The sequence below is a fragment of the Sphingobacterium rhinopitheci genome (assembly GCF_022627575.1).
Classification (GTDB): Bacteria; Bacteroidota; Bacteroidia; order Sphingobacteriales; family Sphingobacteriaceae; genus Sphingobacterium; species Sphingobacterium rhinopitheci.
This window is the reverse complement of the sequence record NZ_JADEYQ010000005.1, coordinates 73,810-97,195: the sequence shown is the minus strand read 5'-3', so window position 1 is coordinate 97,195 and position 23,386 is coordinate 73,810. Positions and strand designations below refer to the sequence as shown.

Here is a 23,386-nt window from a genome sequence, read left to right as displayed (position 1 = left end):
AATTTAAAATAATTGTTGTAATTCTTTTAGGTCAATGATCATATTGTTGATGTCTTTGGGCTTTTGTACACCAATTGGATTGAAAAATATAGCATCCATACCTACATTTTGGGCACCACGAACATCAGCATCAATATTGTCACCTATCATAATGGAGGATTCTTTAGCTGCTTTACCATTATCTAAAGCATATTCAAATATACGAGGGTCAGGTTTATTTACGCCATATATTTCTGAGATGACAATAGTTTTAAAATAAGGTCCCAATTTGCTATGCTGTAGCTTGCTTTGGCAGGCTTCTTTGAAACCATTAGAGATCAAGTGTAAGGAGTATTTATCCTTTAGATAGTCTAATGTTTCGATAGCATGTGGAAATAAGTTTGTTTTGGTAGGACATATTGCCAAATATTCGTCCTCAAAAGAGCTAGGGAATAGATCTGGATCAACACCCAACTGCGTAAATGTATCTGCAAAGCGGAGTTTGCGAAGCGTAGCTTTATCGATTTTTCCATGATGGTAAAGATCCCATACACGGTGGTTGTTAACGGTATATACTTCAATAAATCTATCTGCAGTTTGCTGCTGAAACAAATCGTCAAATTTGAACTTAAAATACAATTCATGAAGGGTTTCTTCAGCATTCTTATCAAAATCCCAAATGGTATGGTCTAGGTCGAAAAATATATCTTTTTTATGTGTAAACATATACAAATATACAGAAGGGAATTAGGCTTTGTAGTATTGATTTTCCTATTATTGTCATAAAATCTGTAGCATTTCTTAAAGATAGGCGATTTGCCTATTTTTGTTGAAAGGAGATTTATGAAGAGAGCGTTTTTTTGGTTTTATGTACTCGTTTTTTACGCGTTATGCCAACTGATAGGCTGGGGGTATATGTTTATTAAATATGTGCCTGATCGCAAAGGGATGATAATCGGTGAAGGTATGATTTTTTTAGTCATATTTGTACTTGGTGTTATCCGTCTAAAAAAGCATTTGAGCCACGAGCGTTACTACGCTAAGCAACAACAGAATTTTTTGTTAGCGGTGACGCATGAATTAAAGTCCCCATTAGCTTCGGTCAAGTTATACCTTCAAACGATATTGAAGCGTGATTTGGATCGTGAGCAACAAAAATCTTTTATTAGCAATTCGTTGAAAGATATTGAAAGACTTGACTATTTAGTCGAGAATGTACTCTTAGCGACGAAATTAGAAAATCGTAGTTTTAATCTTCCTAAAGAGGATTTTGACTTCTCGGCCCTAGTGAATGAGATACTAGACCGTTTGCAAAAGAACTCTTGTAAGACCGAAATATTAAGACCACAGATAGAGGAAGGGATTGTACTGCATGCTGATAAATTTGCTATTACCAATGTAGTAACCAATCTCGTCGAAAATGCCATTAAGTATTCGCCACCCTGTGCTCATGTAGAGGTAAAACTGTGCCGAAAAGGTAAAGATTTGATATTTGCTGTCGCAGATCGTGGTGTGGGTATTCCTGATGACGAAAAAAAGCTTATTTTTAACAAATTTTACCGCGTAGGAAATGAGTCTACGCGCAAAACCAAAGGTACTGGTTTGGGGTTATATATAGTAAAAACGGTATTACAAAAACATGATGCTTCGATAAAGGTATTAAACAACGATCCTTTTGGAAGTATTTTTGAAGTAACATTTGAAAATTATGCAAACTAAACAAAGAATACTTTTAGTTGAAGATGAGGAGCACTTATTAGAGGCTATAAAACTGAACCTAGAATTGGAAGGCTACCGCGTAACTACTGCTACGGATGGTAAAAAAGCCTTGAAAATATTTAAAGAAGAACGTTTCAATCTTATTATTTTGGATGTCATGATTCCCGAAATCGACGGCTTCCAAGTAGCTGAAACAATACGTCTTCAGAATACTGAAGTCCCTATTATGTTCTTGACAGCTAAAAATAGTAGCGAGGATCGTATTACAGGTCTTAAAAAAGGTGCTGATGATTACTTAGTAAAACCATTCAACCTAGAGGAATTAATATTACGCGTAGGTAATTTGATTCGTCGTGGTATGAAAGGTGATGATCTCAAAGAGTTGAACTCTTATACTATTGGTGATAAGACGATCTATTTCAATTCCTACGAATTGCACCAAGGCGATGGCTCGGTTACTTCATTGACTAAGAAGGAGACTATGCTCTTGAAATTGTTGATAGAGCGTCGCAATGAAGCAGTATCGCGTGAGCAGATATTGGAGACGGTTTGGAATTATGATGTATATCCATCGACACGTACTATTGATAACTTTATATTGACCTTCCGTAAATATTTTGAACCAGATCAAAAGAATCCAATTTATTTCCATTCTATTCGTGGCGTAGGATATAAGTTTACGGATAGTAATGATGAAGGCTCTGTAAATTAATAATGAATACAAGGCGTAGATTTATAATAATCGCTATTGCTGCGATAGCGATAGCTTATTGTTTGGTGTACGGATACTATAACGTTACAATTTACCTGTTAGGAATTGTAGGGTATGTTGTCTGGAGCCAATACAGAGAAGGTACAGTTTTTTTGGCCACGCAGGCTTTTCATAATCAAGATTACGAAAAAACAAAAAAACTGCTCGCGGAGATCAAGAATCCGGACCATCTGCGTAAAGGAAGACGTAATTTTTACGAATTTATGCAGGGTAATATTGCACTCAAAGACGGGAAAATCGACGAAGCAGAGGTTCATTTTCAGCTGGCTTCGCGTCTACCATGGAAGAGAGATAACGAGAAAGCAATGGTCTTGATCAATCTTGCCAACATCAACTTGCGTAAGAAAGCGTACGACCGTGTGAATGCATACGTAGAGCTAAGCGAAAAACTAAAGCTTACCGAGCGACAAAAGGATATCTTGAATAAGATAAAATACGAAGTGAAAAAATATAATTAGGAAATAGTGAGTACAATTTTACAAAACGATTTGTTTATCAAAGCTGCCACATCGCAGCTAACGGAAAGACCTCCTGTATGGATGATGCGTCAAGCAGGACGTTTTATGCCTGAATATTGGGAGATAAAAAATAAATATACATTCTTAGAGATGTGTAAGACACCGGAGATTGCGGCAGATGTTACCATGTTGCCTGTAAATCTTTTAGGTATTGATGCTGCTATTTTGTTCTCGGATATCTTAGTTACTGCAGAAGCAATGGGTGGAGATCTTTCTTTTGAGCAAGGTGTAGGTCCACGTTTTTCTAACCCTGTTCGTAATTTGGGCGATGCCCAAAAATTGGCTGGTGCGGAGAGTGTTGACAAATTGCAATATGTAGCAGATGCTATCAAAGAGATACAGCAGCGTTTGCAAGGCTCTATTCCTTTAATAGGTTTTGCCGGTGCTCCCTTCACGATATTAAGTTATTTGGTGGAAGGTGGTTCTTCTAGAGATTTTAAACTTACCAAATTGATGCTCAATAATGAGCCTCAATTGGCGCATTTGATCTTACAAAAAATCGCTGATTTGACCATTGCTTATTTAAATATGCAAATTGATGCTGGCGTCAATGCTGTTCAGTTATTTGATAGCTGGGCTGCTGCATTATCATGGAATGATTACACTGAATTTTCGCACAAATACAACAAATACATCATCGCTAATTTGAAACGTACAGTTCCTGTAATTTCTTTTGCTAAAGGTGCTTCGGTATTTGCGCCATTAATGGTAGAGACTAATCCTGATGTTATTTCTGTAGATTGGAATGCTGATTTGTTGAACTTAAAGAAAACATTGCCGGAAGGAATCGCTGTTCAAGGAAACTTGGATCCTTTTATTATGTATGCTAATAAGCCTGTGATCAAAGCTAAGATTCATGAGTTATTTGAGCGTATGCGTGGTGAAAAAGGATTTATTTGTAACCTAGGACATGGTATTTCACCAGATATGCCTTTTGATAACGTGAAATTCGCTATCGATACCATCAAAGAATTTAGATACTAATCTCTTTGGATTACTGTCTACTATAGAATAAGGAGCAAAGCGTATTTGCTCCTTATTTTTTATTAAATATTTTGATTCGAAGAATCATAGAATAAATTAATTATTTTAGCTCTTAATATCTAAATATACTTTATGATTTATTTATACGCCAAGGCAGTCCATATTATATTTGTTATTTGTTGGATGGCAGGTCTTTTTTATATGCCTCGATTATTTATTTATCATACCGAAGCCAAGGATAAAGGAATCGAAGCTTATACTATTTTACATCAACAGTTTGTGATCATGGAGAATCGATTGTGGTGGGTGATTACCACTCCAGCGATGATCATTACTATATTGTCAGCCTTATTGATGTTGCATTATAATCCTGCTTTATTAAGTATGGGATGGATGCAGCTGAAGTTGGTTTTTGTATCTTGTATGGTAGCCTATCATTTCAAGTCTCAACAGCTTATGTATAAGCTGCGTGACGAGAAGTCTACATGGACATCAGGGCAATTGCGTATGTGGAATGAAGTTTCTACTATTCTGCTCTTCGCCATTGTTTTTTTAGTAATTTTAAAATCTACGTTAAATTGGATTTTCGGTGTTGTAGGATTATTAGGATTAGCTATTACGTTAATGTTATTGATCAAGGTTTACAAAAAATATCGTCAATCCAAAGGAGAAAAAGTAAATTAAATTATTCTATATGAAGAAGATAATATTAGGCGCATTTGCTGTTTTATTTGCTATTTCTAGCCATGCGCAAGAGTATAAATGGGGATTTGGTTTTTATGGTGATATACAAGCATCGAGCAATGCTAAGCATACTTTTGGGATGCAAGGTAAATATGACCTCGACAATCATAGTGCTCTACAAGCACAAGTGTTCGGACGTACAAATTATGTCGGTATAGGAGCTGATTATTTGTATTCTTTTATGAATAAAAAGAAAAGTGACTTCAATGTATTCTTAGGGGTTGGTGTGGAAGAGAATTTTTATTGGGATACGGAAGATGATGGTATTCTCCGTCCTGAGCCACAAGCGAGTTATTTTAATGGTGCTGGTCAAGTGGGGCTAAGCTATTACTTTAGACCTGTGAGACTTTCTCTATATGGGGCTTATAAAGTAAAATATGACTTCAATAACGACGAGGTAGCACCCAATTTTATCTCTTTAGGTGTCCGTTACCATTTGTGGTAAGCACATTATAGTTTAACAAAAGCCCCGAAAAGAAGTATTCTTTTCGGGGCTTTTGTTTGTTGTTGCTATCCCTGATATGCCTATTTCTAAGGTATGTAGTAAGGTGCCAATCGTGTACTATTTTAATAGGTGTGAATCATGTATCCCTTATAATTTAGCGTTTTAATATAGCTACTACTTTTGCAATAGCATACTATTTTTAATCTTTTGATTTGTTGATTTTGAGTCATATAGGGCTGCATTCATTTAGCTGGATGGTTCAATATTGGCGTACTACAAAAAATGTATGGACTAGAATGTATTTCTCCAAATTTTTCAATCTCTGAATAGATACGTATTATCGTTTGACACGAATTAGCGTTTTTTTGAAATATGAGCTGATGTGTGAATTATTTACAATTTACATGTCGTTATCTGAAAGTTGTTTGTCTATGTGTATAAGTATCTGGCTTTCTTAAAGATATATTCTTTCTGGTTTGTATTTTTTCTTTTCTGTTTAATGTATTAATCGTATGTGATTAATTTGTGCATTTTATTATTCTTTATTTAGATATTAAAAACATATTTTCGCGAAAATAAATTGTGACAGCCGTCACTTTTGTAGCGTCCAAAGTTGTTAATATATTACCCTGTTCTATTATTTACTTCTCTTTAATGATAATTGATCCTTTAGGAAAAATTATTCTAATGAATAGGGATTTGTGATAATGGACATTTTTTTACACCTATGAAAAAAAAATACATTGCTCCAAAGATAGTTTCTTTGGAAATATTTGCGGAAAACTCTATAGCTGCTGGTTCTAATATCGAATCCAATTTAGAAATTAATCCTAACTCCAGTAGTATTACCCTTGAAGATTGGTCTTCAGAGGATGGATTTACAAATACGGAATACACTTTAAACTAAATAGTAGGCGTTTTTATGAAATTTTATTTTATCAATAATTTAGCTTCAATTAAATCTAGGTTTAATTTTGTCGTGTTTGTTTTGGCCTTTCTATTGTTCAACAGTTGCACTAAAAAAGAACAGTTAGGTAACCTACAAAATCAAACATTAGAAATAAAAGTTGTAGCGATAGATGAGGCTAGTGATATCGTAGCGGCAGCATCCAATAGGATGAGTGAACAGCTCAATAAAAAGGTAATTGACCATAGAGGGATTGCGATAAATTATGCTACTTCTTTTGATAAATCGTCGTATTCCAATAATGAATCCAGCATTAATACTGCAAGCCTTTCGCGTAAGCATGCTGCAACTGCTGTAAACAGTTTAGGCCTCAATATATATTATCGTTTTGTGTTATTTGTGAAAGAAGCTAATACGTATAAGTATGTAGGTCATAAAGATGCTTTGCAAAGTGCAAATTCTTTACCACTGGCATTTACGGTCAACAATGGTAGTAGTTACAAATGGATTGCTTATTCTTATAATACTTCTGATACAATAACGGATGTTTTAAATTCATCCAATTTGACGATCAATACTGCTATTGATAAAGATCTATTGTACGCTAGCGGTGAGATTAATATCCCTAGTGAAAATGAAAATCTTAAAGTAGATATCCGTTTTAAACATCGGTTAGCTCGTATAGGTATTACTTTGAAGGCGAATGATTTTCCCGCAACAATACCAGGCTCTGCGGCATTAAATACGCTAGATGTGAGGCTAGCGACAAACAGTCAAGGGTATTTTAAAACAGGACAATTGAACCTACTAGAAGATAAGATCACTAATGTAGTAAGTACTAATTTTACTGATAATCTACCTTTTGTTGATTCTGCAAATGAGAATGGTGACTCTACACGAGTAGCTTATTTATATACATCGGATTTTGAAAATGTATTAAAAGACATTACGCTTAGTGTTAATAATTTAGTCCTTCAAGATATATATACTTATAGGGATGGTAATTATCCAAATATCGCCAATGTCGATATCGTGGTTAAGGCTAATAGTATTGTTCCTAAACCAGGGTATTCTTACAATCCAACGGCCAATTTTGCAAATAATAGTGGTGTCAAAGTAGGTAATCTGATTTGGGCACGAGGCAACTTGACTTATATACCCGCAACAAATACCTACAAAATAAATAAAACGCCCAATGGTGTGTTGGTGAGTGCAGAAAATGATTATTGGCTATACAATTCGTTGACCCCTTGGGATAAAGATAGGATTACCGAGCAGACAGAGCAATCTAAAGTTGATTGGGCTGTAGAATATGATCCGTGTAGAAAAGTAGCGCCACAGGGGCTGTGGCGATTACCTACCGAAAGCGAAGTCGAAGCGCTAGGAGGATCTGAGGTGGATGTCAGCAAAAGAATGCAATCTGAAGAATGGAATAAGAATAAAATAGGTAAGGTGAAATGGTCATCAAAACGACCTTTTATTGATTTGCCACAGACTTTGTATACTTCATTTAAGGGAGATAATGGGGATTGGGTTACTTTCTTTAAAACGGCACAAGTAGAACTCACAGGAGAATACTATACTGATTTTAATGAGTGGGGATTAATTGTCGATGATTCTGTTTTTATAGGAATTAGTGATGGTAATGCGAATTCAAGCTTTAATTATGATCTGATGCAGATCGATGGTGAGCAAGATTATTTTAAACATAAAGCCGCTAATCTAAATGCTAAAATGACGATTCGTTGTGTAAGAACATATACCCCATAATAAATCGTTAGCTATCATCAAAAAGGCTATATCCTATTAGGATATAGCCTTTTTTATGATAGCATAAATCTATTTCTACCCTTTACATTGGCTTATCATTTTCTATTTTATAGCCTGATTTGTAGTCTTTTCTTTACAAATAAAAATGTTGTTTTTGTGATTTATTATTGAATAGCAATAAATAATAAACCTTTAGTTATCAAAATTCATTTCATCTGATCAGCATTCATTTAACTTCTTTGTTAAGTGAAATATTATTAACTTATGGTTTTTATTATTTTGGTATTCAGCATTTTAGGTTTTGAATTTTTATTGGCTAATAAAATATTTAGAATGATTTTCTCAGTACTTTTGGCCAATTATTATATCTAAATTTAAAGTAAACTAAATGAAAAGCCTAATTATTAATTCGGTTCTTTGCATTGCCCTAGTTCTGTTAGGAGCATGTAATAAAACCAAGGATCTATTCAAACCAACATTAGAGATTATTATATCTGTAGGGAATTTGGAATTTTCGGATCTTGGAGGTACTAAAACATTTGAATTTAAATCAAATTATGATTGGAATATCACGTCTTCCGATCCATTATGTGTGGTAAGCCCCGCTTCAGGCAAAAAAGATCAAGGAGCATTAATTACAGTTACTCTGCCGGAGAATTTTCAGTCGGAGAGAAAATTTTCACTGACTATAAACTCTGATGATAGCCAAAGAGTACTTGTTGTGAAGCAATCTGGTAAAAATGGGGCAATGACAGCAGCTGAAATTGTCGTTGATAATTTTGATATTCTACCAGAATATAATAACAGTATTTATATGCCTATATCGTTTGTACAAGAAATGGGGATTCAACGTATATTCAATAGTGAGCAAAAAATAGAATACTATAAGCATGATTTAGCTGATCTTGTAGCATCTTGGTCATCGAATGCTACAAAAGTAACCGTAAATAATACTATTCAAGAAAGTGGTATCACGAAGAATAACTACCAAGGTGAGGTTACGTTTAGATTTTATGCACTAGACAATAGTTATAAAGATTACAAAATAAAGCTTACTAATCCCGAAGATTCTTGGTCTGGATTACCGGTACTTGTTTTGACGACTGATGACAAGAAAGATATCGTCAGCAAAGAGATATGGTCTATGGGTAAATTTAAACTCGATCCTCAAGGAAATACGAATACAGCAGAATTGGAAGGGATAACAGAAATTCGTGGCCGTGGTAATAGTACATGGAATATGCCTAAGAAACCTTTTGCATTAAAGCTAAAAGATAAGGCTTCTGGTACTTTTATGGGTATGAACCCGCATAAAAGATGGGCATTATTGGCCAATTATTCTGATAAGACGTCTTTAAGAAATAAAGTAGCATTTGAATTAGGTAAAAAGCTTAATCTACCATGGACTTCAGATTCTAGGTTTGTAGAGGTAATAGTCAATGGTAAATTTATGGGGAATTACCTACTGACAGAACAAATCAAAATCGATAAAAATCGTGTTAATATTGATGAAATAGATAATAAAGAAACGGATCCTACCAAAATATCTGGTGGTTGGTTGATGGAGGTAGATAGGTATTATTCAAATGGTGAAACACGCTATTTCAGACCTGCTATTTCGCAAATACCAATTATCGTTAAAGATCCTGAAGATGCGAATACAGAACAGATGAATTATATCGCTAATTATTTCAATACTTTTGAGAAAATGATATTCCCTTCTTTACCGCAAGGAGTCGCTTACAATCAAAGTACTCAACATCTAGGTGGTACGCCGGATAGTACACAATATGGAAAATATATCGATATTAATTCCTTTGTTAATTATTGGATAGTACAAGAGATTACAGAAAATAGAGATAGTAGATTGCCTGGAAGTGTATACATGCATAAAGGTGTCAATCAAAAATTAGTAATGGGCCCTCTTTGGGACTTTGATCTAACTACATTCTTAGGCTCAAGGTCATGGTTGCATTATAATTATGTGCCGAGTGAGTTGGAGTATAATACCTTGGAATATAGGGCTGTCTATTACAATCAACTCTTTAAAGATGCTAAGTTTAAGGCTAAAGTAAAAGAACGTTGGAATGCGATATATAGCAGCCTATTGAATGATATTCCTAAGTTTATCGATAAGGAATACAACACGATTAAAAAATCATTGGATCTGAATTGGATTGATGTCGGTGAAACTGATAACCAAGGAATTTGGGCATTATCTGATGAGGATAAATCTAGTGGTGGGCGCAATCATGATAAGAATTTAAAAAGTGATGATGCGGTAAATAAACTAAGAAGTAACTATTTAATACGTATCAATTGGATGAATAGCCAGATTAATAGTTGGTAGTTGGAGCATGGCTCGCGGTAATATGTTTGTAAATAGCACTAAAATTGCGATTGCTTACATGGAACGTATCAAGTTATTATAAATAAATAAGGTGTCCCAAAAGGACACCTTATTTATTTATATATGTACTACTGCTGATGGCTAAGTAGTACATATCTTGTGTGACATAAAATTATTAATTACCGTAGCACAAATACTTTATCTCCATATATTCGTCTAGGCCATATTTTGAACCTTCTCTACCTATTCCCGACATTTTGACACCTCCAAATGGAGCTGAAGCATTAGATATTAAACCTGTATTGATACCGATCATTCCGGCTTCTAATGCCTCCGATACGCGCTGTACACGGCGTATATTGTCACTGTAAAAATAAGCCGCTAATCCAAAAGGCGTATCATTGGCTTGCTGTATCCCCTCAGCCTCCGTCTTGAATTTGAATAATGCGCATATAGGGCCAAATGTTTCTTCTCTTTTTAGGAGGCATTCCTCATTGACATTGATAAGCACGGTAGGACTAAAGAAATTGCCCTCAATGACTTTACCTCCCGTCAACACCTGGGCACCATGGCTAATGGCATCATCAATATGCTGTTGTACTTTTTGTACAGCCTTAGCGTTGATAAGTGGGCCTACTTGGCTTCCTGTTTCAAAGCCGTCGGCTACCTTAAGTTTCTCTACTGCAGTAGTTAGTTTTTGGGCAAATAAATCATAAACGGACTCTTGCACATAAAACCTATTGATAGAAACACAAGTCTGTCCGGCATTTCTGAATTTACCAGCTACAGCACCTTGTACGGCGCTATCGATATCAGCATCATCAAATACCATGAATGGCGCATTGCCACCTAATTCTAAGGATACGCGTTTGATCGTACTCGCTGCCTGTTCCATTAGTGTACGTCCTACTTCTGTAGATCCTGTAAAGGTAATCTTTCGGATCAATGGGTGCGTAGCTAGCTCTTGACCAATCGCTGCACTATCTTTGGAGGTGATCACCGAAAATACTCCCGCAGGTAGTCCTGCTTGCTCCGCCAATTTGGCCAATGCTATAGCAGTAAATGGAGTCTGCGAAGCTGGTTTCAGCACCATCGTACATCCTGCAACGAGTGCCGGCGCTAGTTTGCGGGTAATCATCGCTAGTGGAAAATTCCACGGTGTGACTGCAGCGACCACACCGACAGGCTGTTTGATCGTTGACAATCGTATCGTATTATTCAATGATGGTATCGTTTCGCCGTAGGCACGTTTCCCTTCTTCGGCAAACCATTCGACAAAAGAATTCGCATAATCTACCTCACCCAATGACTCCTGAAGTGGTTTACCACTTTCTAAGGTCATGATCTGTGCAAGCTGTTCTTTGTTTGTATTTATCAAATCATACAACTTACGAACGATGCTTGTACGCTCGTTCAAAGCTGTATTTTTCCATGTGCTCCATGCTTTGTCAGCGGCGATGATCGCCTCCGTACAATGTGCTACAGAAAGATCGGGTAGTGAGCCGATAGCCATGTTTGTAGCAGGATTTATTACGTTAAAGGTATCTGTGGAGCTTATAAATACTCCGTTGATATACGCTTTTTCGATAAATAATGGATTTTTCATGATTCTTCTTTTACTAGTTAACACGTATTGAATCCTAATGTTTTATACATAAAAAAAGAGGTATAAACCTCTTTTTTTAATATTATAAATTTTTCATTATCGTATGACCCATACGATCTCTTTTTGTTTTCAAATATTCCTCATTATAAGGATTCGATTCTATCTCGATAGGGATATTCTCGATAACCTCCAGACCGTAGCCTACTAAGCCGGCGCGTTTGGTAGGGTTGTTGGACATCAATCGCATTTTGGTAACACCGATAAAACGTAATATCTGCGCACCAACGCCGTAATCTCTTAGATCTGCTTTGAAGCCCAATTGGATATTAGCGTCAACAGTATCAACACCGTCTTCTTGCAATTTGTATGCATGCAATTTGTTGATCAGTCCGATGCCGCGACCTTCTTGATTCATATAGACGATAACACCTTTACCTTCTTTCTGAATCATCTCCATTGCTTTGTGCAATTGTGGACCACAGTCGCAACGGCATGATCCAAAGATATCACCTGTCATACAAGAGCTGTGTACACGTACTAATACAGGCTCATCTTCTGTCCATTCTCCTTTATATATAACAAGGTGTTGTTCACCTGTATTTTTTTGTGTAAAAGCCTTCATCTGGAAGTCGCCAAATTCGGTAGGCATATGTATAGATACCTCTTCTTTGATCAATGAATCGTGTTTCAAGCGGTATTCGATCAAATCTTCGATGCTGATGATCTTCAAGTCAAAGCGCTTAGCTACTTCCATCAAATCTGGAAGACGTGCCATCTCGCCATCATCCTTAAGGATCTCTACCAATACACCTGCAGGCTCAAATCCCGCCAAACGTGCTAAGTCCACCGATGCTTCGGTATGTCCTGTACGGCGCAATACACCACCATCCATCGCGATAAGTGGGAATATATGCCCTGGTCTACCTAATTCTTTAGGGTCAATGTTTGGATCTATTAATGCTTTGATCGTTTTGGAACGGTCCGAAGCGGAGATACCTGTAGTACAGCCGTGCCCTTGTAAATCTACCGAAACGGTAAAGTTAGTCTCATATACTGCTGTATTTTGACCTACCATCGGTTGAAGATCTAATTCCTGACAACGCTCACGTGTCAAAGGTGCACATACTAAACCACGTCCATGTGTAGCCATGAAGTTGATCACTTCAGGGGTAGCATTACGTGCTGCAGTTACAAAATCACCTTCATTTTCTCTATCTTCGTCATCTACTACGATGATAACTTTTCCGGCTTTTATATCTTCTATCGCTTCTTCTATCGTATTCAGTCTGATGTCCATTGAATATGTTGTTTTTCTTTCAGGTACAAAGATACCTTGGATTTTTATTGTTTGTATAATTATCTGGTCATTTTACTTCGGAGAAATATTCTTTTGACCAATATTGAGTTTGTTTTTTAACCAATTTAAAGCATATTGTACTTTAATTTTATATTGTCCTGCATCAAATAATGTCGAATCGGTGGTCGATTTATAGGTCAAGAAAATAGCAAGAGGCGTGAGTACAACGATAGCCATCCACATTCCCCAGAATGGGGTTATGGCGCCATCTTTGGCAGATTTCTCTGCTACTGTAGATATGATGTGATAGATCAAAAAGAATATAATAGACATCACCACGGGAGCCCCCAATCCGCCCTTTCGTACGATAGCACCTAATGGTGCCCCTACCGCAAATAATAGCAAACACGATATAGCTAAGGTAAATTTTCTATGCCATTCGATATCGTAGCGTAGGTCTTTGTCCAGTACATTTTGGTACTCCGAAATACGGTTAAACCCTCTATCTTTATATTGTTGTACCTGACTGATCGCACTTCCTATCACATTGCTTCTAGCATCTTTTGGAATATAATCCAGAATAGGACCTTTAGGGTCTATCTGTGCTCTTTCGGTATTATTTTGCCTAAAGTAGGAAGAGGTAAATAAATTGCTACTTTGTAGTTCTTGAGCAGATACTCTTGTCAAACTATCGATCACCATCTTATTGGTATCTGATTTTAATTTCAGTTGCCTAAGATTCAACATTTGGTGATGCTGCTTAAAGAGACTTTCATCTGTACGAACCAAATCAAAACCCGACATATCGAATTTTTGCTCTGTTTCTTTAAAATAGAACCTTGTAAACTGTTGGCGTTCGTCGTATATCTGTTGGTTTTCTGTTCTCGAATCTTCATAGCGAACACCATCTATTAATTTTAAGATCATATATTTTTGATCTCTAGAATTATAAATGTAACCTTTCTTTGCAATTAATACGTTGCTGGCAGCCTTACCGGAGCTTGGTGTATTCTGGTAGATGATTAAATCATTGAGAACGGTACCATCTTTACTTTTGCCTTTGGCACGGATGGTATATCCTTGGATAGCATTGTTGAAAATTCCCGGTTTAATCAGGAAATCGGCTTTTTTATTTCGTACATCCCACAGTAGCGAACCCATCTTGAGGTTTACCACAGGCAATATATAATCAGAGAACAAAAAAGAGGTTACCGCAAATAGCCCTACCAAAAAGAATAAGGGCTTCATGGCATTACGCAAAGAGATACCCGCAGCTTTGATCGCTACCAACTCGTAACTTTCGCCGAGGTTACCGAAGGTCATGATCGAAGACAATAACATGGACAAGGGGAGGGCCATGGACAGCTGTACAGCACATTGGTAGCCAATCAGCTCCATGATGACATGCCATTCGAATCCTTTGCCTATTAAATCATCTATATATTTAAATAAAAAAAGCATTAAAAGCACAAACATCACAATACAAAATGTGACTAAAAATGGCTTTATAAATGCTTGTAATATAAGTATGTGTACTTTTTTCATGTATCTTTGTGCCTTTCAAAAAATAGTTTACGTTTTGATAGACGTTAATACAAAGATAATTATTTTTTATGCACCAATTACACTTTGGAGATAGCTTATTGAATTATCCCATATTTTTTTTCTATCGTCTACATTTTCTTCTTTTGAAAAGTCCGTGATAGATAGTGCTACATCATTCGTTAGCTCATCTTGAATAATCTCCATCTCAAAATAATTCGGTTCATCATCAATCCACTTGAAACGTACCACTTTGTTCTCTTTATAGCTAACAAGTTTTGCACGATGCGTTTCATCGTCCCAAATAAACTCATAAATACCATCGTGATATAATACATCGTCAGCAAACCATTGGGCAAGATCATTTGGTTCTAATAAGTACGGGTATAATATTCTAGGAGACGAGTTTATAATATATTCTAGCGTAATTTTTGTCTTCTCTGCCATACAGCTCTCTATTTAGTTTAAATACTTTGGTAATGTCTTTTGTAATAATACATAATTTTGTTTTAAAAGTATAATACTTATAATAAAAATTATTTTTTACCTAAAATAATCGCATTTTATATATCTTTCATTTCTAGTGTTTTGTGTGTTTCTGGCATTTTGGGCGCATTATTTTTTGAAAAAAAATAAAAAACCTTTTGAAATCTATTCCTTATTCCTATATTTGCATCACGGAAACGGCGGGGTAGCTCAGATGGTTAGAGCGCAGGATTCATAACCCTGAGGTCGGCAGTTCGATCCTGCTCCCCGCTACTGGTTAAAGCTTCAAGGAAACTTGAAGCTTTTTTGCGTTTAAGCCTTTTTAATTCACTTTTTTACTCTTGTCAACTCGTTTATAATAAATAAAGTATAGTCGAATTGACAAATTACTGGATACCCAATAGTGTTCCATTGGCTTTATCGTTTCTCTTGTAGCGATATTTGTTGCACTTATGTCTAGGAGGGTAAGAACGAGGAGACAAAAATACTAAGCTGTATAATGGTTATAGAATATATATTGTATTTTTACGTTTATATTCTCATGTTAAACTATTATAAATGAAAAACATACTATCTATTGCGGCATTAGTTGCTATTTCTTTCTCCGCAAATGCACAACAGAATTTTACTATCGGCCCTAAAGCGGGGGTAAATTTCTCTACATTGTCAGATGTACCTAAAGGGAAAATGCTTCCTGGTTTCTATGTAGGTGCTGTTGCTGAATTGAAATTGTCGGACAAGTTTTCTTTTCAACCTGAATTAGTGTATTCATCACAAGGTGCAAAGAATATCTATTCCGAAACGGTAGCCTCTGTCTCTGTTCACCATCACAATCATGACAAATTGGAGTATATTAACCTTCCACTTTTGGCAAAATACTATTTTATAAAAGGCTTTTCTGTTGAATTGGGCCCACAATTTGGGTTACTATTGAAAGCTACCAACAAAGATGAGATTACCACAAATGGGGTAGAAGTTAAGGAAGATACAGATTTTAAAAAGGAAGTAAATACTTTTGATTTTGGAATTGGTGCTGGTCTGGCATACGATCTTCCTAATGGTTTTTTTGTTAATGCCCGTTATAATTTAGGCTTGACCAATGTCGGTAAATCTAATCAGTATTATGATGGCTCTAAAAATAGAGTAACGCAATTGGGCGTAGGTTTCAAATTCTAATATAACCTAAGATGGGGGAGGCCTATTTTTATTGTGCAGCCCACATTATATCGTTTTTTATAAAATATTTAGTGTTGATGAGTTCGATTTCCTATTGGACTCATTTTTTTATACGTTAGCTCTAATTCTTGTGTTAGGGTTTTTCAATTATTTGCTTCTTTGTATGCTAAAAATGATGTCGTCCGTACTCTACAGTAGTATTATTGTGCTACTATGGAGCTCCTGTAATACCAATGTTGAAAAGGCAGAAGAGTATGTCGCTATCTATAAAAAAGATACCGCTTACTTGTCACTAACTATTTATAAGGATACTTACCATGGTAATATGCGGGTGAAAGGCGTAGGAAAGGATACTGAACTGGGAAAGGTACGCGGTAAGATTATGGGCGATACCCTGATTGGGGACTTTATATATACTCCATATAGGACCAAGTACGAGAAGCGTAAGGCTTTTGTGCTCTTGCGTCAAGGTAATATCTTGCTGCAAGGGAATGGTCTCCAGCATGTATATATGGGCATTCCCTATTACGATCCCGCTTCTATCAGCTTCGATAATCCTACATTTGTGTTTCACCGAAACTAGTGTTTTTTTGGTATTCGATGGGAATATTAATATCAATTAAAATTAAACATTTATTGCGTTTATAGTTATTTAAACCTATATTTGCAGCACGAAAAACGGCGGGGTAGCTCAGATGGTTAGAGCGCAGGATTCATAACCCTGAGGTCGGCAGTTCGATCCTGCTCCCCGCTACTGGCTAAAGCTTCAAGGAAACTTGAAGCTTTTTTGCGTTTATACCTTTTTGGAGTATCTGTATGTGACAGATTACTAGTGCCTTTTGCATTTTATATTCACGCCTATGTATCTATGGTTACAGAAGGATCAAGGGTATTTTTAGATTGATTAGAACCTAGTCCACAAGATAAATCATTTACGAATAAAGCTGTTGAATGTGGCAACTTCTTAGATATAACTATCTGTGATCATTTGATCGTAACACCACACACTTATTTAAGTCTAAAAGATGAAGGATATTTTTAATTATTACATATCTTTACTCTAGTAAAAAATATTAAAGATAATAAGCGTTAGCTTGAAGTTCTTGTGAAAAAGAAAACCTAGGAAATTTTCTAATTACACAACAAGGATGGATAGGTTATGTCCTACGTTTAAAAAATTATTAACCAATCGAAAAGGGACTTTCGAAAATTCGATGTGAGTCACGAGCGAGTCAGAATTTTGTTCTGTACATAGAACAAAGTACACAGGATAAGGTTCTACTAAAGCTATTGATGCTGGAAGGGTATTAGATATCGAGGTTTAAGATTATTTGATAGTGAATGAAGAAGGGTATTATAGTTAATGCAAAAGACCTCGCTTAGAAAGTCTTAAACGAGGTCCAATATATTATGTTTTGCTATAAAATCCGATGTTGTGCAAGAGTGACCCATGTTGTCTGCAGGCTTTAAGTTTTTTTAATTCTATATATAATATACCAAGGAATCAGCACGAAGAAAAAAACACCTGGGATATTAGATTGTGTTCTTATGCTCTTTATTAACGATGAAAATGATAGTATTTCTTTATTATTTTTTACTATTTTATACAAGTCATTCTTCTTACCCCAACTTAAAATGCTCAACCATTTTTTTCTCGTATAAATTGTAACATAATCTCCTGTAGAAATATGGCTCAAAATGTAAGGGAATAATTCTTCATTTAAATCTTGCAATCTATATTCAATATTATTATCAAGTTTTATTTTTAGTGGGTATTGTTTATGGTATTGTCTTGTTCCTTGTTCGAATTTAATTCCAATTTCTGTTATTGTTCCATTTTTAGCTTCTAAATAATCTTCTCCTATATGAATTAATATTTGATGTCCGATAAAGCCCCAAAGGAAGAAAATACACAAAGAGGGTAAAACATATTTATGGAAAAATTGTGGTTTAGTTTGATTACCTAAATAATTCCAAAATTTTAAAAACCTATTTTTCATTCGAGATTTATGTTGTGTTAGGTTTGCAGATAAAAGGCATTTCGCCTCTACCAAGATAGAAAATAATCTTGCCATAATAAAATATTATGTCACACTTATTTCTTTACCTTGATAGAGGCTTCATAAAAGTTCCTTTGGATTTTAACTAGGTATTAGCATACCTGGTTAAAATCCAATCACTTTTAGCGATTAGGCTCGCCTGCGTGTCGCTCAGGCTTCGATGTTGTCACTATTTTTGATATCCCCATCACACAATCCTTTTTTCAAAAATACCGCCAACAGTCTTCGTGTACTACGTACATATCGTTGAATCGTCCTATCGGACTTCTCTTCAACGACACCTCGCTCAACTCGCAGGACGGCGAGCGAATAGGAGATAGCAAATAGAAATTTAGATCTAGCTACTTAGTAGGATTGAGCTTAATTGTTTTTGCTAAAGGGTCATTCATTTTCTGTTGAATTTTAGTATTTTTACCCTAAATATTATTAATTATAGCGCTCTACATGCGCTCTATTAATTGCTAAAAAGATACTTTAAGAAGCTTTTAGTTACGCGGTTTAAGGGTATTTAAACGCATTTCTTGTTATTTGAGATGCCTTTCATAACCCTGAGGTCGGCAGTTCGATCCTGCTCCCCGCTACTGGCTAAAGCTTCAAGGAAACTTGAAGCTTTTTTGCGTTTATACCTTTTTGGAGTATCTGTATGTGACAGATTACTAGTGCCTTTTGCATTTTATATTCACGCCTGTGTATCTAAGGTTACAGAAGGATCAAGGGTATTTTTAGATTGATTAGAACCTAGTCCACAAGATAAGGCTATTACAAATAAGGCTGTTGAAGCTGGTAAGGTATTGGATATTGAAGTGTGTGATCATATTATTGTGTCGGAAGATGGATACTATAGTTTAAAGGATGAAAGGGATTTTTAGATTGAAATTCAAGGCTCTCAATCCCACTTGTCTTTTGAATTTTTAAATTTTGATAATCATATAATAATGTTTATTTTTCTTAAAAAAACATTATTATATGAACAAAACTGAATGGAGTGATTTAGACAAAATCATGAGACTATAATATAAAAATAGAGAAGGTATTGCTTGGTATGATGTTTATACACAATTGGGTTTTAACCGTGATTATGCTAATAATCTTTTCGAAGTTGCAGAAGCTTACGGATATGTTAAAGTAAGGCATATGGGGGTGAACTTTGATAATCCTGATCCTCACCATATAATTCTTACTAAGAAGGGGTTAGTTTTTTTTGCTAATACTAATTTTGTTGAGCAGGATACTGAAAAGTTAAATCCTACTAGTGTTGTAAACAATATTGTTAATTCTACTAATGTGAATATAGGTGATGGAAATGTTTCATCTATAACATCAAATGTACCTGATAAGAAAGAATTAATAAAAAATCAGTGGATCATAGGAATTGGAGTCACAATTATATCAGGAATAATAATCTATATAATAAAGGTATATTTGAATATTGATTTGAGCTAAACTGAAATTTCGGAGTTTCCCATTTCTGAAATTTTATTAGGTTATAAGGCATTCCGTTTCGAAATTACCGGCATGAAGATACGTCAAACTTGATAAATTAAAAATAGTGCTGCTCACAATTTGCAATTTATTGTAAAATAGTTTATCCTACTTCAAGCTTTGGAAACTTCCTCTCTTCCTAATATTTCTCAATAGCCTATTTGTATGATGTTATATTTTGGTTTCTGCTGATATAAGGTTTTCGTCTATATTGAATAGTGATAGCTGGATATTATGTTTTTCAATAAATATGTTTACTTGGAAATTTATATTAACTTTAAGTTAATGAATAAAATTTTTGAAGATAGTGAAAGAGTTTCTCGTGAGAAAGATTGGCATAATAAGGTATTTGCTAAAGACAAATATGTTCGTGCAGATTGTGGCAAATACTACGCAGCAAATGATGATGCCAATACCTTTTACTTTACGGTAATACGTTCATTACTTCATAAAAAGAAATCCATTGTGTTGGATTATGGTTGCGGTGATGGCCATCATTTGCTGCAATACAGCAAATATATTGAATACGGTTATGGTATTGATATTTCGGATATGCGTATTGCGCGTGCAAGGTCATTGATAGAAAAAGACACTATCAACAATATTGAGGTGGAGGTGATGGATGCTACGGATACGGTCTTCGAAGATCACAAGTTTGATTTGATTTATGGTACTGCGATTTTACATCATTTGGATTTAAATAAATCTTTACATGAATTGAAGCGTATTTTGAAGCCGGATGGCAATGCTATATTTATGGAACCCTTGGGTACCAATATGCTCATCAACTTATATAGAAAGCTAACGCCTAAAGCGCGAACTATCGATGAGCAACCCTTTCGAAAGGCTGATATAGATTTAATCCTTTCTTATTTTCCCAATAGCCAATTTAAGTACTTTTCTTTTCTCACATTGCTAGCTGTTCCCTTTCGGAAGAGTAGATTTTTTAAAAGATTATATATGAAGCTAGCCAATTGGGATAGTATAGTTTTGGATAAAAATAGCCCCTTCAAATGGTGGGCATGGATCTGTATTATTAATTTAAAAAAATAGCCTAATTATTTTTATGTAAAAAAGTAATGCTGAGCTACTTTTTAGTATAAATAATGGTGTCTTTCCTATTCAATACTTTCATTTATGCGTTTGCGCATAATGGTTATATATTTTTTATTTTTTGGGATGTTGTGATTTATTTCTATTCAATAAATTATTATTGTTATTGATGTTTTGTGTTTAGCTTATACATTTGCATCAGGGTGATTCAGTGGGTTTTGGAATGGTTCTTGTTTCTTGACTAAGAAATAAATCGAAATACTATGAAAAACATTTTACTTACTTTAACCGCTATTGCCGGGGTTACTTTTGTTTCCAATGCGCAAGAAATAACAGGTTTTCAAAAAGGAAATTTTATTGTCGAGGGAAGTTTAACGTACAACCACGCGGACAATGAAAATACACAAATCAAAACCTCAGCATTTGGTTTTTCACCAAAAGTAGGCGCTTTCTTAAGTGAAAGAGTGGCTTTGGGGGTCGACCTATCAATAGGGTCTACTTCACGCGAAAATTATAGCGGATCGAATACGGTCAAATTAAACACCAATAGCTTTGGCTTTGGCGCATTTGGGCGTTATTATTTCTTAGAATTAGGAAATCGCTTTAAAACGTATACCGAATTAGGCGTTGGTTATAATTCATCAATAGTGAAGACTATTACTGGGGGCAATACCACGGATTCGCCTAGCGTAAATGGAATCGGTGTGAATGCTGGTCTTGGCGCTAATTATTTCTTAACAGACAAATTAGCTATTAACTTCGCTTTTGCTAACCTTATTGGATACAATAGCAAAAGAGTAGATTGGAATGGGGATAAGGCGACGAACAATTTTGATGTCAACATCAATAATTTTAACAATTTTTTTAATGCTGCTCAATTTGGGCTGACATTCAAATTATAAGTGTAGGTATATTTAATTGCAAAAGGAGGCATATGATGTCTCCTTTTTTTATAAGCTCCTTTTTAACCTTCGATAACAGCAATTTGGGAGCTTCGCACTACCGAATTATCTATTTCATTTTTTGTAGTTGTATTAATCCGCTATTGAATAGTATTTCTAAGGGTTCATAAATCATGTTACCTGATTCTAAATAGACATCCAAATCGGCAATAAGCTAGTTTTATCGGGACAATATATAATCAATGATTGTATGCTTTTTTAGCAAACAAAAAATGTGTATTTTGGTTATTATATATTATCCTCCAAAATGCAGAGATTTTTAACATTACCATTCTATACCAAACTAGCTTGTACGCTAGTGAGTATTATAGGTTTAGGCTATATAATGCATGTCGGGCAACTCATCATAGTGCCCCTAATATTGGGATTGCTATTCGCTTTATTATTAGTTCCTGTTTGTAATTGGCTAGAAAATAAGTTGAGATTTCCTCGTTTATTGGCTGCAATCGTTGGCTTGATTGCTTTTTTTGGCCTTATTGTAGGTCTTTTAGTACTTATCGGGTCACAGCTGACTATGCTCAAAGAAGATTGGCCCTCCTTTGAACAACAGATACTCCATGAAACGCGTACTTTTCAAGACTGGGTGACATCGACCTTCAATATAGGCTATCGCAAGCAGGCACAATATCTCAACGAGACATTGAGTAGCTCGGTGAGTAAAGGTACAGCTATTGTCGGTATAGCATTGATATCGCTGTCTTCACTGCTGATATTGTTGGTTTTTACGTTATTATACACCTTCTTTCTACTTATCTATAGAAGACACATTCTACGTTTTTTAATACTATTAAATAAAAAGGAGCACGAAAGTGTCGTTATTGATATCGTTAAGGAAATACAATTCGTTGTAAAGAAATATTTGATCGGTTTAATAGTGCAAATGTGTATTGTAGCGACGATGACATTTATTGTTTTGTCTGTAATTGGGGTAAAATATACTGTTATGTTAGCAATGATCACCGGGGTTATCAATGTACTTCCTTATGTAGGTATTTTTAGCGCTATCATTATTATTTCTATTATCACTTTTGCCACTTCTTCTGCGGCAAATGTATTATTTGTCATCATAGGTTTATGGATCGTTCATCTTATAGATAGTAATTTTGTGGTGCCCAAAATTGTAGGATCAAAAGTTAAAGTAAACTCTTTGTTTGCGATGTTAGCTATTATTTCTGGGGAATTGATATGGGGTGTTTCGGGGATGTTTTTGGCTATACCTGTTCTCGCAATTGCAAAAATTATATGTGATAGAATTTATGATTTAAAGCCTTGGGGTTTTTTATTGGGTGAAGATGATTCTTCAGACCATTCTTTTCATATATTAAGAGGACAGTTGCATGGTGCTATAGAAATACAAGAATGTAAGGACGATGCTGTCGAAAACGAGGATAATGCCGTAGCACCGTAGTTCTATTTACAGCTTATTGCTGTTTCCTAATATGTATATATAGCGCTATCCAAAGTGGCTATAAAGTTTATCCAATATGGGTAAACTTTTTTTTGTCCGAAAGTGATTGCTAATCGTCTTGTAGTT

General features: G+C 35.3%; 21 protein-coding genes, 2 tRNA genes and 2 pseudogenes. 19 read left to right on the top strand and 6 right to left on the bottom strand.

Translation table 11 applies throughout. From position 1 onward, the window contains the following. Positions 1-3: 3 nt before the first annotated feature. Positions 4-705, bottom strand: a complete 702-nt coding sequence (locus IP023_RS07720; protein WP_241789689.1) for a YjjG family noncanonical pyrimidine nucleotidase — start codon at positions 703-705, stop codon at positions 4-6. 117 nt (positions 706-822) lie between these two features. Here IP023_RS07720 and IP023_RS07715 point away from each other — a divergent pair, with 117 nt between their 5' ends. From IP023_RS07715 to IP023_RS07675, 9 genes are all read left to right on the top strand, one after another. Then, complete coding sequence (locus tag IP023_RS07715; protein WP_241789688.1) at positions 823-1,698, top strand: sensor histidine kinase; 876 nt, start codon at positions 823-825, stop codon at positions 1,696-1,698. Further along, entirely contained in the window at positions 1,688-2,410 is a 723-nt protein-coding gene (locus IP023_RS07710; protein ID WP_241789687.1) for a response regulator transcription factor, read from the top strand. The genes IP023_RS07715 and IP023_RS07710 overlap by 11 nt, the downstream gene beginning before the upstream one ends. A 2-nt stretch (positions 2,411-2,412) precedes the next feature. Continuing rightward, on the top strand, positions 2,413-2,928 hold the full coding sequence (locus IP023_RS07705) for a hypothetical protein (protein WP_241789686.1): 516 nt from the start codon (positions 2,413-2,415) through the stop codon (positions 2,926-2,928). Positions 2,929-2,934: 6 nt separating this feature from the next. Then, the gene (gene hemE / locus IP023_RS07700) at positions 2,935-3,972 is read left to right on the top strand and encodes a uroporphyrinogen decarboxylase (RefSeq protein ID WP_241789685.1); all 1,038 of its coding nucleotides are present in this window, start codon (positions 2,935-2,937) and stop codon (positions 3,970-3,972) included. Between the two features lie 132 nt (positions 3,973-4,104). Beyond that, positions 4,105-4,656 (top strand): CopD family protein, encoded by a 552-nt coding sequence (locus IP023_RS07695; protein WP_241789684.1) that lies wholly within the window; start codon positions 4,105-4,107, stop codon positions 4,654-4,656. A gap of 10 nt (positions 4,657-4,666) precedes the next feature. After that, the gene (locus IP023_RS07690) at positions 4,667-5,161 is read left to right on the top strand and encodes a hypothetical protein (RefSeq protein WP_241789683.1); all 495 of its coding nucleotides are present in this window, start codon (positions 4,667-4,669) and stop codon (positions 5,159-5,161) included. Between the two features lie 727 nt (positions 5,162-5,888). Then, on the top strand, positions 5,889-6,068 hold the full coding sequence (locus IP023_RS07685; RefSeq protein ID WP_241789682.1) for a hypothetical protein: 180 nt from the start codon (positions 5,889-5,891) through the stop codon (positions 6,066-6,068). A 15-nt stretch (positions 6,069-6,083) separates the two neighbouring features. Continuing rightward, positions 6,084-7,838 carry a fimbrillin family protein gene (locus tag IP023_RS07680; RefSeq protein WP_241789681.1) on the top strand — a complete coding sequence of 585 codons (1,755 nt, stop codon included), beginning with the start codon at positions 6,084-6,086 and terminating at the stop codon, positions 7,836-7,838. Positions 7,839-8,226: 388 nt separating this feature from the next. After that, the gene (locus IP023_RS07675; protein ID WP_241789680.1) at positions 8,227-10,188 is read left to right on the top strand and encodes a CotH kinase family protein; all 1,962 of its coding nucleotides are present in this window, start codon (positions 8,227-8,229) and stop codon (positions 10,186-10,188) included. 175 nt (positions 10,189-10,363) lie between these two features. Here the strand turns inward: IP023_RS07675 and IP023_RS07670 are convergent, their stop codons facing one another. From IP023_RS07670 to IP023_RS07655, 4 genes are all read right to left on the bottom strand, one after another. Beyond that, entirely contained in the window at positions 10,364-11,794 is a 1,431-nt protein-coding gene (locus IP023_RS07670) for an NAD-dependent succinate-semialdehyde dehydrogenase (protein ID WP_241789679.1), read from the bottom strand. Positions 11,795-11,876: 82 nt separating this feature from the next. After that, entirely contained in the window at positions 11,877-13,091 is a 1,215-nt protein-coding gene (locus IP023_RS07665; RefSeq protein WP_241789678.1) for a bifunctional 3,4-dihydroxy-2-butanone-4-phosphate synthase/GTP cyclohydrolase II, read from the bottom strand. Between the two features lie 72 nt (positions 13,092-13,163). Continuing rightward, positions 13,164-14,636, bottom strand: a complete 1,473-nt coding sequence (locus IP023_RS07660) for an LptF/LptG family permease (RefSeq protein WP_241789677.1) — start codon at positions 14,634-14,636, stop codon at positions 13,164-13,166. A gap of 66 nt (positions 14,637-14,702) precedes the next feature. Then, positions 14,703-15,080 carry an START-like domain-containing protein gene (locus IP023_RS07655; protein ID WP_241789676.1) on the bottom strand — a complete coding sequence of 126 codons (378 nt, stop codon included), beginning with the start codon at positions 15,078-15,080 and terminating at the stop codon, positions 14,703-14,705. Between the two features lie 238 nt (positions 15,081-15,318). Between IP023_RS07655 and IP023_RS07650 the strand changes: the two genes are divergently transcribed. The 5 genes and pseudogenes from IP023_RS07650 to IP023_RS15930 form a co-directional block, all read left to right on the top strand. Then, a tRNA-Met gene (locus IP023_RS07650) sits at positions 15,319-15,392 on the top strand. Between the two features lie 285 nt (positions 15,393-15,677). Beyond that, entirely contained in the window at positions 15,678-16,295 is a 618-nt protein-coding gene (locus IP023_RS07645) for a porin family protein (protein WP_241789675.1), read from the top strand. A 172-nt stretch (positions 16,296-16,467) separates the two neighbouring features. Beyond that, complete coding sequence (locus IP023_RS07640; protein ID WP_241789674.1) at positions 16,468-16,878, top strand: hypothetical protein; 411 nt, start codon at positions 16,468-16,470, stop codon at positions 16,876-16,878. Positions 16,879-16,975: 97 nt separating this feature from the next. Beyond that, positions 16,976-17,049: transfer RNA gene (locus tag IP023_RS07635), tRNA-Met, on the top strand. Between the two features lie 165 nt (positions 17,050-17,214). After that, positions 17,215-17,337: pseudogene (locus tag IP023_RS15930) on the top strand (JAB domain-containing protein); the annotation flags it as partial. A gap of 424 nt (positions 17,338-17,761) precedes the next feature. Here the strand turns inward: IP023_RS15930 and IP023_RS07630 are convergent. Beyond that, positions 17,762-18,370: a hypothetical protein gene (locus tag IP023_RS07630; protein ID WP_241789673.1), complete on the bottom strand. Its 609-nt coding sequence runs from the start codon at positions 18,368-18,370 to the stop codon at positions 17,762-17,764. A 731-nt stretch (positions 18,371-19,101) separates the two neighbouring features. On the opposite strand from IP023_RS07630, the pseudogene IP023_RS15925 reads away from it, so the two are divergent. The 5 genes and pseudogenes from IP023_RS15925 to IP023_RS07610 form a co-directional block, all read left to right on the top strand. Then, positions 19,102-19,224: pseudogene (locus IP023_RS15925) on the top strand (JAB domain-containing protein); the annotation flags it as partial. Between the two features lie 190 nt (positions 19,225-19,414). After that, the gene (locus tag IP023_RS07625) at positions 19,415-19,798 is read left to right on the top strand and encodes a hypothetical protein (RefSeq protein ID WP_241789672.1); all 384 of its coding nucleotides are present in this window, start codon (positions 19,415-19,417) and stop codon (positions 19,796-19,798) included. Positions 19,799-20,122: 324 nt separating this feature from the next. Beyond that, positions 20,123-20,890, top strand: a complete 768-nt coding sequence (locus IP023_RS07620; protein ID WP_241789671.1) for a class I SAM-dependent methyltransferase — start codon at positions 20,123-20,125, stop codon at positions 20,888-20,890. A 263-nt stretch (positions 20,891-21,153) separates the two neighbouring features. Next, positions 21,154-21,792 (top strand): outer membrane beta-barrel protein, encoded by a 639-nt coding sequence (locus IP023_RS07615; RefSeq protein WP_241789670.1) that lies wholly within the window; start codon positions 21,154-21,156, stop codon positions 21,790-21,792. 307 nt (positions 21,793-22,099) lie between these two features. Continuing rightward, entirely contained in the window at positions 22,100-23,260 is a 1,161-nt protein-coding gene (locus tag IP023_RS07610) for an AI-2E family transporter (protein ID WP_241789669.1), read from the top strand. Positions 23,261-23,386: the final 126 nt, after the last annotated feature.